The following is a 15,253-nucleotide window of genomic DNA, read 5'->3' as shown; positions in this document are numbered from 1 at the left end:
ATATATGATAGTAAAGAGATTGCTGTTCTCGTTTTTCTCTCTTTGGGGAGGATTATTATCCATAGCGGCTCAAAGTTTCAGTGGCGTCGTTGTGGATAGCCAAGACCAGCCTCTACAATTTGTCTCTATCGTTCTCCAAACAGCGGATTCACTTTTCATTTGCGGTTGTATTACAGATGAGCTGGGATGCTTCAGCCTTCAGGTTGGCGAGAGTCAGCCCAAACCTGCATTACTTAAAGTTTCATCGGTGAGCTATAAGACCATTGTTATGAATTGCAACGATAATATAGCCAACCTTCGTTTGGTGATGGAGGACGATGTCGTAGAATATGCTGATGTCATTGTGAAAGGTAAGCGCCCTTTCACCAAGCATGTGGGAGACAAGGTGGTATTTAATCCTCAGCTTATGAATAACATTGAGGCTATGCAGGTTGTCGATATACTCAAATATGTACCAGGGGTAATTGTCGGTAAAGATGTTATTTCTTATACGGGAAAGACTGCTGTAGTAATGGTGAACGGCAGGGTTGTTGGCCTAGACTATTTGGCTAACCTCAATGCGAGTGACGTTGAACGCATAGAATTGAGAACAAGTCACAGTAGTATGTATAGCGCAGAAATGCAGGGCTGTATTATAAATATTGTAACGAAGAGGTTTCTTTTGGGCGTTCGTGGAACAGCCAGTATGTATTCGAGCACACAATTCAGAAACATATATACATTAATTCCTAGGACAAGTGTGTTCTTCGGAACACCGAAGTGGAATGTATATGTGAACTATTCATTTATTCAAAGCAGATCAAAGTCGTATAGTGAAATTACTAACGAATTTCTTTACAATAATACTGTTCATAAAAGTAATCTTTATGATGTGTCTGGTACAGATAAGAAACACAGTTATACGGTAGGAACAGTGTTCTACGTTGCAGAGAACCACGAATTGAGCTTTGAAGTGAATGGTTCACTTAGTCCTACATCAGCCAGTGTGAGTACAGCCGATGAGGAGTTGACACTTTCGGATGGAACCAAGCATACAGCATATATGACCACACAGAATCCCAGCAAGCGTGATTTCTATAATGTGGCAGGTTCCTACAAATGGGATGTCGATACGCTGGGTAGCAGTCTCAAAGTGCTGATGAATTATAACAGAATAAAGAGCCAAAACGAGAATCAACTGATTGCTACCTATACAAATTTGCCTGCAAATAACATAAATGAAATCGATGCCGCCAAGGCGGATGCCGAGAATATCTCGGGACGTGTTGACTTTGAAAAGAATTGGGGGAGTGGATGGAAAATTACTATTGGTGGTGAATATTTAACTTCCAAGCGTTATAGTGAGACTGCCTTCAATATGTTGCTAGAAAACACGACGAAGATGGCCACGTGGAACTATCGCGAACATATTGGTGGTGGCTACCTTGGGGTGGAGAAACAATGGGGGCGAATCTATGCTGTTGCCCGCATGAGGGTAGAGCATACCCTTCTGTCCGGATATGTCACAGAAAACGATGAGGTAAAACGCAACAATACCGATGTGGTTCCATATGCCTTTATGAGATACTCTACTGACAATGGGTGGAACTTTAGTGCTTATTATTCAAAGACAATCAGCCGACCCGCATTCTCGGCCCTTACGGGGTATATGGAACGTTATTCCGATGTACTCTATGGTATGGGAAATCCTGATTTGAAGCATGAGTTAACTGATAAGATTAATTTGTCAGTGGACAGAAAGGGACATAACTTCTCGGTCGAATACTGGTTTACACCTGATGCCATGGTGGAAACGTTACATACAGATAATGGGATAACCTATATACAGAAAAGAAATGAGGGAACAAGGAAGATTCTTTTTCTGACCTACACTTATGGTGGAATGATTCTCCCTTGGTGGCAGACGGATGCAGGAGTTAATGCTTTGTATGTCTATTATCCAAACGGGTTCAATCTGAAATCAAATTGGACAGGATTGTTTAATTGGGTGAACCGTTTCTCATGGGAGCGTATTGGTATATTTGAGCTAAATACTTCCTATATGACGAAATATCTCCAGGCAAATATTACACAAGAACAGAAAACTGTCGAAATTGATTTTTCTTATGAGCGCAACCTCGGTAAGCGTTTTATTGCTTCCGTTGGCATAAACGATATTCTTAACGGGGGAAGAATCCATTCTGTTCATATGAGTCCGACACTCATCTATGACATTCGGATAAATTCTTACTATCCGAATGTATGGTGTAAACTTGTTTACAAGTTTGATAACAAACGTAAAGCAAAGACAAGTCAATTAGAGAACTGGAACGACATTCGTAGTCGAATGAATTAACTTCTCTCCTTTGTGCTTATTTAAAGTGTTATAGAATAGTATGAAACAAATGAAGTTTTTTTTGCTGTCAGCCATCACAATAATAGGGTTGAGTATGTGTTCGCAGAACAAGCAGGGCGCTGTTACCGATGAGGTCTATGACTCTTGTGCCGTAATGCCTGAGTTTCCTGGTGGTCAGGAAGCATTGATGGCCTTTATCGGTGAGAATATAAAGTATCCTGTACATGCAGAAGAAGTCGGCATGGAGGGCAGAGTCGTTTGTTCTTTTATTATCGAGAAGGATGGTTCAGTTAGTAATGTCGAAGTGGTAGAGTCGGCTGATTCGTTGCTCGATTCTGAGGCGTTGCGTGTTATGAACCTCTTATCGGAATGGACACCCGGACGAAATGAGAAAGGTGAGGCTGTGAGAGTGAGATACAAGGTGCCTGTCAAGTTTGAACTTGATGGGGCTCATGAAGATATCGAGCAGATGGCAGAGTTCCCCGGCGGTTTGGAAGCTTTTGTGACTTTTATTAGTGAAAATGTCAAGTATCCTCCTGAGTGCGAGGAAAAGGGAATAGAAGGTCGTGTGCTAATTGACATAGTGATTGATGAAAATGGTAATGTAACAGATGTGAAGGTGAAGAAGTCTGTCGATCCACAGCTTGATGCAGAGGCACTTCGTGTGGTGAAGCTGATGCCGAAATGGAATCCTGGCATGGACAAAGGAAAGCCCATCAAGGTTAACTATACAGTTCCTTTCACTTTCCGTCTGAAATAAGCTTCAGAAAGAAGCATTTTTAAAAATTATTAGTTATCAATTGTTGTCTTACTCCTAAATACATACCTTGGAGGAGACAATAAATGAGGCAGTTCAACTGAACTGCCTCATTCTCATATTTGTTCTAAAAGGATGATTACACCAGATGGCTGATCAGTTCTTCCTTGTCGCCGGGAAGCATGTCGATCACTGGAATCTCTACCATGGTGTAGCAACCGGGCTGCAGACGCATGGAGGCACGAGCCACGTTTACCAGTACCTGACCAGTGAGGGCGGGGTTGTTGATACTCATGTTGAATTCCAGACGCTGGTTCTGAGTCTTGCCGCTGACACCCTTGCGAACAAGGTTTACACCGTGGCCCATATCACGAACATCGTCAACACTCTCTACCTGGAACACATGGGTCTCGTCGTTAGAGAAGTAAGGATCGGCCTTGATGGCTGCTGTTACCTCTTCCAGTTTGGCGCCCTCTTCCAGTTCTACATAGACCATACGACGGTGAATGCCTTCGCCCAAAGGAATAGTCATTGAGAGTGCATTCTTTACGCCTGCCTTTGAGCGCACGCAAACAGAGTGGCCCATTGACATGCCAGGACCAAAGTTGGTATAGCTCAGGCCCTTAGGAGCCAGGCTCTGCATCAGTGTGCGAACAATTGAGTCTGAACCTGGATCCCATCCAGCTGCAATCACACTGACGGTATTTGTTTTCTTGTTCAGTTCCATGAGATTACGACGGTAGTCGCGAATCATGGTGTGTATGTCGAACGAATCGACGGTATTGATGCCCAGTGGCAGAATCTGCTTGGCATACTCTTCGCATGAACGGGTGGGAGTGGCCAGGATGGCTACATCGACATCCTTCAACTCTTTGATATCCTTTACAACCTCATACTGTGACAGCTCGGCAGGCTTGTTTTCAGCGCCCTGACGACGTACAATTCCTGCAACCTCCATGTCGGGAGCGGCCTCAAGGGCCTCAAGTGCATACTTTCCGATGTTGCCGTATCCAACAACGGCTACTCTGATTTTTTTCATTTTCTTTTATATTTGTGTTGTTGTTAAAACGAATTTGCTTGCAAAAGTACACATTTTTCTGTAGATACCTAACAAAAAGAAAGAAAAAATACGTATCTTTGCATCCAACTATGAAGCGATTACGTTTTTTTAATCTTATTTTGCTCTGCATGCTAATATGCAGTTCTTGTCAGCAAAAAAATCAAACTGTTTCAGGGGGTGATGAAGAGGCAGACAGCCTGATATGTCCAAAGTATGCTACGGGCTATCAGGTGACTCTTCAGCATGGCATTCGACTGGTCGATGTAGGGAATGACTATCATTTTGCTCTCGTGACTACCGATGATGCTATGGTGCCCGAAGGCTATATAAAGGTGAAGGTGCCCATCAAAAGTACCATTTGTATGACCTCACTGCAGCTGTCAAACTTCACCATTCTCAATGCTCACAATGTGGTGAAGGGACTGACGGGTACGAAAAATCTTTTCAATGAAGATATTAGAGCACGTGTGAAAGACGGTCGCATTGTCAAAATAGGTATGGAAGGCAATATCGATACCGAGTTGGTGCAGGCCGCCAATCCTGATGTGATATTTATCTCACCATTCAAGCGCGGAGGCTATGATGCCATCAAGGAATCGGGTATTACGCTGGTGCCCCATCTGGGATATAAAGAACTTGATCCGTTGGGACAAGCAGAGTGGATAAAGTTTGTGGCTATGTTCATTGGCAAGGAGCGTGAGGCCTACGATATTTTCTCAGCTATCGAAAAACGCTACAATGCACTGAAGACCCAAACCGCAGACCTCAAGTTGGAAGAACGTCCCACCGTGTTCAGCGGCGAAATGCATTATGGCAATTGGCACTCCGTGGGTGGCAAGAACTATTTGGCTCAGATATTTCGTGATGCCGGTGCTGTCTATGTCGTTAACGACGAGGAAACGGCAGGTGAAGATTTTGAGTTTGAGAAAATGTATGAACTTGCTGCCAATGCCGATTACTGGCGTATTCTGAACAGTTATCCAGATGAGTTCTCCTATGAAGCCCTAAAAGCATCTGAACCCCGCAACGAGTTGTTCAAAGCGTTCAAGGAGCGCAAGGTCATCTACTGCAACATGAAGCAGACACCCTATTATGAAATTTCGCCTGTTGAACCTGATGTGCTGCTGAAAGACTTCGTAGCCATTTTCCATCCTGAACTGGTGGAAGATGATTATCACCCGAAATACTATCAATTATTGCGATGAAGAAAATTTCGTTGATGTTGGTACTGATGGTTGCCATTGTACTGATGGCAATAGTCAATCTGCTCATTGGGTCTGTAGAGATTCCAGTGGCCGATATCTGTCGCATCCTGTTGGGTGACGACAGTCATGAGATATGGACCAACATCATTTGGAAATCCCGACTTCCTCAGGTACTCACAGCCATTGTGGCAGGAGCAGGTCTGGCCGTGAGCGGTATTCAGATGCAGACCGTGTTCCGCAATCCGCTGGCAGGTCCTTCCGTCTTAGGCATTAGCAACGGCTCTGCCCTTGGTGTGGCTTTTGTCGTACTGTTGTCGGGTAAGTTAGGCGGCGTGGCCCTTTCTCGTCTTGGCTATCTGGGCGATGCAGCCATTTCCATAGCAGCCATTATAGGTGCACTTGCTGTGATGCTGCTCATTGTTTGGGTAGCACAGAAAGTGATGGGCAATGTCACTTTGCTCATTATTGGTGTGATGATAGGCTATTTGGCCAATGCCATTATCGGTGTGCTGAAATTCCTCGCGCCTGAAGAAGATGTGAAATCGTTCGTGGTATGGGGATTGGGCTCGTTCTCTCGTGTCAGTGGCGATGAGATGATGCTTTTCGTAGGACTGATGTGTATTTTGATACCCCTCAGTTTCCTGCTTGTCAAACCCATGAACATCCTATTGCTGGGCGAGCGTTATGCCGCCAATCTCGGATTAAATGTGCGAAAGGCGCGTATGCTCGTTATCCTCAGTAGTGGCATCCTTGTGGCCATTGTCACCGCCTATTGCGGCCCTATCATGTTTATCGGTCTTGCTGTTCCTCATCTGGCACGGGCCCTTTTCCGTAGTAGCGACCATCGCATACTCATGCCTGCCACTGCCCTTTGCGGTGCTCTTCTTGCCCTTGTATGCAACTTCATAGCCCGTATGCCAGGTTTCGAGGGCGCTCTTCCTGTCAATTCAGTTACGGCACTTGTTGGCGCTCCTGTCATTGCCGCCGTCATCTTCAGTCGCAGGAAGAGTGATGTGAGTGAATAAATTCAGTTTGGAAAATTGAAGTGTTTCTAAACTAAAGAATTTTGATGATGCCTTTGAGGCTATCAACGATGAAGGTGGGCTGTTGCTGACAGTCGGCTGTCTCTACCTTCCAGCGATTGAACAGCATGGCGTCGATGCCGGCAGAGAGAGCTCCCATCACGTCGGTATTCAGGTTGTCGCCAATCATCAGCGTACTTTCTTTCTCAGCTCCTGAACGTTTCAGTGCATAGTCGAAATACAATGGTGAAGGTTTGTTCACTCCGGCATCCTCGCTCAGGATAATCGTGTCGAAATAGTCCTTCAAACCGCAGGCTGCCAGTTTCTTGTATTGCACCTCATGGAAACCGTTACTCGTCATGTGCATCCGATAGCCCCGGCCTTTCAGATAGTCCATCAGTTCGTGAGCTCCCTCAATCACTCCTGGTTTTGATGAACAGAAGTTAAGGAAGGCATCACTCATCTTTAAGTAATAACTCTCGCCCTGTTCCTCCCAGGGCGTGGCGATTAGTTTTTCGCCATTCTCTGAACTTCCGTTGGCGGGAGTGATATCGTATGCACTTAGCGGTCGGCGGAAACGTTCAACGATGAGATAGTCGCGCGTTATCTCTCCTTTTGCATAGCGAGTCCATAGGTCAATATTGGCATTCCAATAGGCATCATAGAATATCTGTGGATTGGAAAAGAAGCGTTCCAGTTGGAACTGTTCGTAAGTTTCCTGTAGGGCAATGACAGCGTTACCATGCGTGTCGTAGAGTGTATCGTCAAAATCGATAAACAGGTCTTTGTATTTCATTTTGATGTGTATATTCTTTATTCTTATGAGTTCCCGAATATTTGTCCGTTGTCATCTATCAGTAAAATGGTGAGCTCACCTTTTGGCAGTAGTGGAGCGCAATGCTTACGACAGTGGCCGATGACGGTTTGTGTGAAGTCTTTCAGTTGGTTGGCCGGAATCCTTTCCCATAGCTCCCTTGCCAGTGTGATGCCATTCAGGTCGATACTGATATTGGCCTCTTTCAGCATCTGGGCAATAAACTGCAGGTCCATAGTAGCTTTCTTACTATGCGTGTCTAAATGGCCTGCTGCCAGTTTTACTGCTTTGCCCAGCATTACTCCGAGGGTGATGCGTGGAATGTTCAGTTCACTGGCAATTTTCAGAGTCTCGCCAATGTAGTTGCCATACTCCACAAAGGCCTGTTGGGGTAGCGTGGGATAGAGCGCCTTCACAAACCGCTCACTCTTTCCGCCACTGTTTATGACAACCCGACAGGTTCCACTGGCTTTTGCTACTACCATGCATTTGCGGATTGAACCGATGAAGGCTTCCTCGCTGAAAGGTTTAACGATACCGCTGACGCCAATAATCGAGATGCCTCCTTCAATGCCTAATCGGGGGTTGAAAGTCTTGCGGGCTATTTCGGCACCATTGGGGATGGAGAGGAGAAGCCTACCTCCAGCCCCTCCCGAGGGGAGGGGAGATATCTCAGTTAGACCGTGTAACTCAAAAGGATTCCCTCCCCTTAGGAGGGGGTGGGCCAAGTTTCTTCTTAGCATCTCTCTTGGTCCTTTGTTGATGGCTGGTTCACCCGGTGGGTAGTCGAATCCCGGCACGGTGAAGTGTCCGATGCCTTCACCCGCCACTATTTCCCATGCCCCCACATGGAGAAAGGGTCTTCCTCCAACCTCTCCCGAAGGTAGGACTTCCGGGTTGGTCTTTGCGTAGGCTCTCACCTCAATACCATTCGTCACGTCAGGGTCGTCGCCAGCCTCCTTTTTACAATAAGCATATCCATCTCCATACCCTATTGGCACCATGATGGTTTCACCGTTGGGCAGTTCAACCGGTACCTCTGTGGGAAGTGGCAACTGTGTGGGCTGTGCTTCTTCCCGTAACTGTATTATTGCGGCTACTGTTGCTGCTGTAGCACAGGTGCCGGTGGTCAATCCGCTGTGCAAAGGAAAGAACTCTGGCAGTAGCTTTTCTACAGTCCTGCGAAGTCCATACGGGCCATTTACGGTTATAAACATTGCCGGCATGGCGGGGCGCTTCAGGGCAATAATTCTCATGCCTTGAGCTTTGGCCGCCTCTACTTTCTCTGCAAAACCGCCTGTTGTCCCACTTTCCTTCAGCAGAATAGCTTCTGCTTTGACGGGAATGTCCTTTGGGTTCGTATAATAGCACAGCTGCTCTTTCGTTGCTCCTTGTTTTAAGGCTGAGGCTATCGACGATTCCCGTTCCAGAATGCGGTAATACACCTTGATACCTTTGTTGACCTCCAGCGGTTTCAGTTTGCTGATGCTCTGGACGCCTGTCGTGGCTAACAAAGAAGAATGAGGAGGTAGTATTGAGGGCAGTTCAGCGTAGTCGTCTATCCAGACGATGTCCTCTTGGCGAGGGGGATAGATACGTTCGAAACGGACAACGGATAGGTCCAACTGTTGGGCCACTTGAGCGATGGTCTGGTGCAGCATTGAGGCAAAAGGGTGGGCAGCATCAACAATCAGTCGGATGTCATTCTCCATGCAGAATGCCTTCATTGCCGCCGCATCGAGTGCTCCGTCTATACGTTGCCCGTGATGAAGTGACAATTCCTGTTCGCCTGTCTTCGTACTATAGAAAAAAGGTGAGCCGCTTTCCTCCAGCACCTCAGCTGCTTTTCTCCCTTCCGTTGTACCGCCGAATACCAGTATCATGTTTTTGTTGTTTGCATTAAGAATGTGTGGCAAAGTTAATAAAATCTCTCGGAATAGACAAACTATTATCCATAAGATAGTTCATCAAAATCTTTATATATATGCACTTTCTTACTGCATATTTATGATGTTAAAGCGCGTGAGAATCGCGCGGAATTCACCAACTCCTACTTTGGACTTCTCTGTGCGAAATATGAGCGATTGTAGTGTAAGTTGCGAATTATTCGCAACTTACTGAACATCAACCATTTACGATTGTGTAACTCAAAAAGGGCGTTTCTTTTCCCTTCATTCCCCCTGAATACCGCCTGCAATAGAACGGTGGTTATACCGCAACTGAATGAAAACTATATTGCAACCACCATTCAGTTATATCTCAATTGAACTTAGATTGAGGTATAGGAATTAAATAACTGCAGTATAAGACTTATTTTATTGCGGTATAACAGCCGTTTTTATTACAAAAAGGTGAATTTTCGTTGTTTCGCTGTTCTAGTTTGCGATTTTTATTTGTCTTGATTTTCGAAAAATAAACTGAATGAATATGCAAGAATTCACTCTCCTTTGCGGAATAGATGAGTGAAGTGCTTGTCGTAAAGAGCAGATAGTCCATGACGGTTGTCAATAGCCTCTCCTACCACCAGCATAGTGGTAAGTGTGAGGTGGTTGTCGTGAACAATCTTGGCAAGATTCTTCAGTGTGCCGCGATAGATTTTCTGGTCGGGCCAGGTGAGATGGTAGCAGGCGGCAACGGGGGTGTCTTCTGGATATTCCTGAAGCAGTTCGCGCTGCACATCATCGACAATGGCGGCAGAGAGGAAGATACACATGGTAGATTGTGAACGGGCCAACAGGTGTAGCTGTTCCTTCTCGGGCATCGGCGTGCGCCCTTCGCCACGGGTGAGGATGATGGTCTGACAGCGCTCGGGGATGGTGAACTGACTTTGCAGTTCGGCAGCGGCAGCCAGGAACGATGAGATGCCGGGGGTGATATGATAGCGCATGTGGTGAGCATCGAAGAAAGCCATCTGTTCCTGTATGGCACCGAAGATGCAGGGGTCGCCGGTATGCAGACGTACGATGAAGTGCCCCCGGTCGTAGTGCTCCTTTATCAAAGCGCATTGTTCCTCAAGATTCATATCGGCCGACGAACGCACCACGGCACCAGACTTATGGCATTCTGTCAATGCCTTGGGTACCAGCGATCCGGCATAGAGAATTAAATCGGCACGCTCCAGCATCTTCCGTCCTCGCACACTTATTAAATCGGGATCGCCAGGACCGGCACCGACAATTTCGATGAAGCCCAGTTTCCGTCTAAGATACTTCTGGTCAATGGCCAGCGCAGCTGTCCAGTTCTTGCCTTTTATCTTAGGAACAACGAGTTGACCGTGGTTAGAACCCAGAATGGATGCTGCCTCGCAGACGCTGGGCGTACCCACGTGTTTCATCACAGTAGTGCTCGGGTTGGGCACCTCAATCATTGCCAACTCATCGGCTGTAAAGAACACGACTTCAGCTTTATAATCCTCTTGGAGTAGTTTGACAAAGGGTTCATCGGCTTTCACATCGATGGTGCAATAGCGGTGGGAGCAAGGCAGGATGCCATGATTAGCAAAAGCCTCGTCAATCTCTTCTTTTATCTGATGGTAGTTGTCGGGATGATGGGCCAGTCCGAAGCCGATGGTTCCTATCATGGGAACAAAATGAAGTTTGAGCATCCCATCGGGTGCATTGCGGATGAAAGGAGATACTAAAATCAGCAACTTGTATTTCTGTGGGTCGGCTTCGCTGATATTGTGGATGATGGTGACATGGTCGGGCTTGGTAGACTCTAAATAATCGGTGCCCTCATCGCGCGCTTCCAGCAGTAGAGCCGTAGGCTTGCGGTTGACAAAGGCAAAGATGCAGTCGTTCATATCCTCGTTATTGCTGGCGATGGGCCACTGAAAGCGGTCGCTGAGTGTGTCGAGCGCCCACAGTCCGGCACAGTCGCTCTGGGTGGTGATGACCGCATGGGCACCAAGGAAGGCCGACAATTGACGCGTCAGGTCGTTGGCACCGCCTATATGACCAGAGAGAACAGAGATGACATGCTGGCCCATGGAATCAATACAAACAACGGCGGGATCACTGTGCTTGTCTTCGATACAGGGAGCGATGGTGCGCACGCAGATGCCCATGGCACCGATGAACACGAAGGCGTCGTAGTTGTTCCAATATGTCGCAACTGAATTGCGACTCACGGTGTCGGCCGAGGGGAAATGTTGTTGCAAGGTGTCAGCGATGGCACAGCCTGCCTCGCTTATTGGTATGATGGCAATTCTGTTCATTTTACTAAAAGCTGTTCTAAGAGTTCTTGGCAGTGTCCTGGCATGATGATATGATGATTGCCAATAGGATTTGTGAGGAAATAACTGTTGGTGAGACTCTTGTCTGCAAGACGTATCACCTGTTGGGTGCGACAAAGATCTGGCTTTGACTCATTACGGACGAGTTCACCTTCAGCGATGAAGTGGCGTGAGAGATTGCCCGAGACCTTGAAGATGGTGACGGGGCCTTCTTTCATATAGCCGCGTATGCCTGTTCCGATGCCCGACTCATAATGGGTGTCGAGCTCATAGCGCTCTACCATGTCAAGTGGTATGGTGCAATGAGCAAAGAGCATCTCGCCAGTCTCCGGGTCGATGCGCGAAGGGTTGGCCTGAAAGCCTGACACCCCCAACAACGAACGGACAATCATCATTGAGAGCATGGCAGGCACATCACCCTCGCAACCAGCCACATATCCCTCACTGTTCAGTTTGGCTAAAGCCATGCACCCCGTATCTTTTACGGTGGTGAGAAGATCGAAACACCGAAGGGTAAAGCCCCGCAGTTGATATCTGTTGATGAGCACCTTCAGTGCCTGGTATATCTGTTTTGACTCGCCAATCTCGTCAAGCAGTTCCTGCATGGGGATGTCTATCAGTTCTATTCCCAGCCTCTCTCTCACCTTCGCTTTGTCGGCATGGCTGGAGATAAGCCAGTCGGAAGGTGCACCAATGATGCCCAGCCGCGTGCCAAAAAGAGACTTTCTGGCTTCTTCAACCTTTGATAAGAGCTGGATGCGACGCGTCATATAATCGCTGTTGCCATGTATAATCTCGCCACCGATATGATGCAGTCTCAGGAATGACAGAATCTCCATTGAGGCGGCAAGTGAATTGCTCTTCCCCGATGTCAACAGATAGAACGGACGGAGACTCTTGCTTTGCAGTTCTGGCAGTAAACGGCGGAAGATACCTTCTGTTCCACCTGTGCGGACATATATCAGGTTGAGTGCATGACTGCCATAGTCGCTATAGTCAGTGCCTTTCAGCAGATAGTCTATTCCCAGACTCTCCAGAAAAGCTGTTGTCATGGTGGTCACGGCATGCTCGTCGTGCAGTTCGGACGTCAGTGTGTAGATGGCGATGTCTTGTCTCATTGTATATGTGATTTAGATGCGGTTAGTATGTCTATAGGATTATAGTCGTTGAGATGAATATGGAGCGGCTCTCCCTGTCGAAGTCCTAAGTCCCGGCAGGCCTCGTCCCAGAGCGCACGACTATTGGTAGGTACCTTTGGGGAAGTGACGCTATTGAATACGATGATACCGTCGTCGGCCAATACGGTCAGCACCTTTTCCATGATTGCTTTCAGATGACCACCATGTCCGCCGATGAAGACGGCGTCGGGGGAAGTGAGAGGTGAGAGGTCGTACTTCAGGAAGTCGCCGATGTGGATGTTGATGCCTGGAGCACCAAAGCGATGTGTGTTTTCTTGAATGATGGCCTCACACTCAGGACGTATCTCGAAGGCTTCTATCTGAAGGTGCGGAAACAGCAGACGAGCCTCAATGCTGACACTTCCGGTGCAGGCACCAATATCCCATAGAACATGGCGATGGGGGAGGTCGAGAGCCTGAAGGGTCAACAAACGGATAGGCATCTTGGTGATCATCTTCTCACGACCGTCGAGTAGCGCAAATGCGCTGTCGGGGAGACCCATCCCCAACCCCTCCCTGCGATGGAGGGGAGTAGATAGTATCACGCAGTTGGGCGTTGAGAAATCCATCTTTGCAGCCTCCTCGAGTGTGCATGTGCTGACTCTCTCTAATTGCGGGTTGCCAAGATGTTCGCCCACGTGCATGGTATAGTCCTTGTAGCCAAACTCCAGCATACGCTGTGCAATGACGGCAGGGGTATGCTCTTTGTCTGTTAGAACGCCAATCTTCTCGGCTCGTTCAATAAGCGCACGGTCGAACTGTGGCCAGGGACGCCCTGTGAGCGAGACAATACGCATGTCGTGATAGGGCATCAGCAGGCGGTGGGCCAACAGTTGGAGTGAATTGAAAGTGGGATATACCACCACCTCGGCATCAGGCATCTTGCGGCGGATGGTGCTGGCGAAGCCGAAGAACAAGGGGTCGCCGCTGGCAAAGATGATAACTCGTGTTGAAAGGGTTCGGTACTGATCAAAGACGTTGTCCAAAGGGACGGTGATGTCAATCCATTCTGCATCGGCAGACAGCAATGGGGCTACAATCTCGTGATGGCGACGACCACCCGAAAATATTTTCCCGTTCTTGATGATGTTCAAAACTTCTGGTGGAAAGAACGGTTGAGGATTGTCTGTGATACCAATAACGATGAACTGCATGGCAACAACTATTCACTAATCATTATTCACTAACTATAGATCCCGTCCAGGGGTTAACTGCTCTGCATCGTCGTAGGTCAGAATGGCATTGCAGAGTGTGGCAGCGAGGTTGCTGCCGCCTTTGCGCCCTTCGATAATCAGTTTGGGAATGTGGCGCAGCGTCTTGACGGCATGCTTGCTCTCGCACACATGCACAAAACCGACGGGAGCGGCAATAATGCCCACGGGATGCATCTTGCCTTTACGTACCAAGTCGCATATCTCGAAGAGTGCCGTTGGCGCATTGCCCACCACATAGAACGCCTCTGGGTATTCCTCCGCTGCCAGTTGCATGCAGGCTTGACTGCGAGTGATGCCTTTCTCGTCTGCCATCTGCTTGGAACGAGGGTCGTTGATGTAACAATGTACCTCGATGCCAAGTCGCTCCAAAGCCCCCTTACGGATACCGCTGGCAGCCATCGTGACGTCGGTAACGATATGTTTCAGACTGCCGTCAACCACCTTTTTATATAGTATCTCCGTAGCACGTTCATCCATCCAAAGACACTCTTCCATGCCGAAGTCAACCGTGGTATGAATGGCGTGCAGCAACGGCCATAGACGCCACGTTGGCACATCAGGATGTTGCATCTCGGAACGTATCGTGCGGAAGCTTTCCATCATGATAGACTGGCCGGGCTTTACGTCTTCCTGCTTCTCCTCTCGGTAGTACCCGCGTGGTGTAATAAAGATCTTACGCCCCTCGTCCTTTGGAGAGGGGGCGGGGGTGAGGCTTATGTACGACTGCGAATTGCCAATCAGTACAACGGTAAACATATCTACATCTTCCGGGTCAAAATCACCGAGGGTTGTCAGTTTCACTTCCTGCTCTTCGCGGCCTGCCTGACGTACATAGCCCACTGGGGTGTTGGCACTACGCTCCTGCAGAAACAACTCTTGCAGACGGTATAGTTGCCAATAGCGTCCGTGCGATTTCGGATTATAAATGGCTGTTACGAAATCGCCGACGGCTGCAGCCTTGATGCGCCGTTCAATGACAGACCATGGGGTCATAAGATCGCTAAGGGAAATGATACACATGTCGTGGCCAATGGGAGCACCCAGCAATGATGCAGCTTTTTGGAAAGCCGAGATGCCAGGTAAAGAAACAACTTCGATGTCGGCAGAAGAATGAAGGGCAGCCCGTTCTTGTTGCATCTCGTAGATGAGTGGCGCCATGCCGTAGATACCTGCATCGCCCGAAGAGATGACCACCACCGTCTTGCCTTCTTCTGCCAGTCGGAAAGCATGTTCGGCACGCTCTCGCTCTTTTTTCATACCAGTGTCGATACACTCGCAATTTGCTGGCACAAACGGTTCGATGAACTGAAAGTAGTATTTGTAGCCAACAATCACATCGGCCTGACGTACTGCTTCGAGTACGGCGGGAGTGATGTCGTTCTTGCTGCCAGGACCAATGCCGGCAATGATAATCTTTCCCATATTGTGAGCAAA

The 15,253-nt window shown here is 47.9% G+C and carries 11 protein-coding genes; 4 read left to right on the top strand and 7 right to left on the bottom strand.

Annotated features, from left to right (window positions below; translation table 11 throughout):
• The first annotated feature begins 4 nt into the window (after positions 1-4).
• On the top strand, positions 5-2,335 hold the full coding sequence (locus L6475_RS11205; protein ID WP_237820072.1) for an outer membrane beta-barrel family protein: 2,331 nt from the start codon (positions 5-7) through the stop codon (positions 2,333-2,335).
• Positions 2,336-2,384: 49 nt separating this feature from the next.
• The gene (locus L6475_RS11200) at positions 2,385-3,095 is read left to right on the top strand and encodes an energy transducer TonB (protein WP_237820070.1); all 711 of its coding nucleotides are present in this window, start codon (positions 2,385-2,387) and stop codon (positions 3,093-3,095) included.
• 136 nt (positions 3,096-3,231) lie between these two features.
• Here the strand turns inward: L6475_RS11200 and L6475_RS11195 are convergent, their stop codons facing one another.
• Positions 3,232-4,131, bottom strand: a complete 900-nt coding sequence (locus L6475_RS11195) for a diaminopimelate dehydrogenase (RefSeq protein WP_237820068.1) — start codon at positions 4,129-4,131, stop codon at positions 3,232-3,234.
• Between the two features lie 110 nt (positions 4,132-4,241).
• On the opposite strand from L6475_RS11195, the gene L6475_RS11190 reads away from it, so the two are divergent.
• Together L6475_RS11190 and L6475_RS11185 are read left to right on the top strand one after the other, a co-directional pair.
• Positions 4,242-5,357: an ABC transporter substrate-binding protein gene (locus tag L6475_RS11190; protein ID WP_237820066.1), complete on the top strand. Its 1,116-nt coding sequence runs from the start codon at positions 4,242-4,244 to the stop codon at positions 5,355-5,357.
• On the top strand, positions 5,354-6,382 hold the full coding sequence (locus tag L6475_RS11185; protein WP_237820064.1) for an iron ABC transporter permease: 1,029 nt from the start codon (positions 5,354-5,356) through the stop codon (positions 6,380-6,382). The genes L6475_RS11190 and L6475_RS11185 overlap by 4 nt, the downstream gene beginning before the upstream one ends.
• A 31-nt stretch (positions 6,383-6,413) precedes the next feature.
• Here the strand turns inward: L6475_RS11185 and L6475_RS11180 are convergent, their stop codons facing one another.
• The 6 genes from L6475_RS11180 to cobJ all read right to left on the bottom strand — a co-directional run bounded on the left by L6475_RS11180 (position 6,414) and on the right by cobJ (position 15,241).
• Positions 6,414-7,175 (bottom strand): HAD family hydrolase, encoded by a 762-nt coding sequence (locus tag L6475_RS11180; protein ID WP_237820062.1) that lies wholly within the window; start codon positions 7,173-7,175, stop codon positions 6,414-6,416.
• A 23-nt stretch (positions 7,176-7,198) separates the two neighbouring features.
• A complete protein-coding gene (gene cbiD / locus L6475_RS11175; protein WP_237820060.1) occupies positions 7,199-9,076 on the bottom strand; it encodes a cobalt-precorrin-5B (C(1))-methyltransferase CbiD in 1,878 nt (625 codons plus the stop codon).
• 554 nt (positions 9,077-9,630) lie between these two features.
• Positions 9,631-11,409, bottom strand: a complete 1,779-nt coding sequence (cobM, locus tag L6475_RS11170) for a precorrin-4 C(11)-methyltransferase (protein WP_237820057.1) — start codon at positions 11,407-11,409, stop codon at positions 9,631-9,633.
• Entirely contained in the window at positions 11,406-12,545 is a 1,140-nt protein-coding gene (locus L6475_RS11165; RefSeq protein WP_237820056.1) for a hypothetical protein, read from the bottom strand. The genes cobM and L6475_RS11165 overlap by 4 nt, the downstream gene beginning before the upstream one ends.
• The gene (cbiE, locus tag L6475_RS11160) at positions 12,542-13,759 is read right to left on the bottom strand and encodes a precorrin-6y C5,15-methyltransferase (decarboxylating) subunit CbiE (protein ID WP_237820054.1); all 1,218 of its coding nucleotides are present in this window, start codon (positions 13,757-13,759) and stop codon (positions 12,542-12,544) included. Before cbiE ends, L6475_RS11165 begins: the two co-directional genes overlap by 4 nt.
• Positions 13,760-13,792: 33 nt before the next feature.
• Entirely contained in the window at positions 13,793-15,241 is a 1,449-nt protein-coding gene (cobJ, locus tag L6475_RS11155; protein ID WP_237820052.1) for a precorrin-3B C(17)-methyltransferase, read from the bottom strand.
• Positions 15,242-15,253: the final 12 nt, after the last annotated feature.

The sequence above is a fragment of the Prevotella sp. E9-3 genome (genome assembly GCF_022024015.1).
Classification (GTDB): Bacteria; Bacteroidota; Bacteroidia; order Bacteroidales; family Bacteroidaceae; genus Prevotella.
Note: the sequence above shows the minus strand (reverse complement) of the source record. Positions and strands in the feature narration are given on the sequence as shown.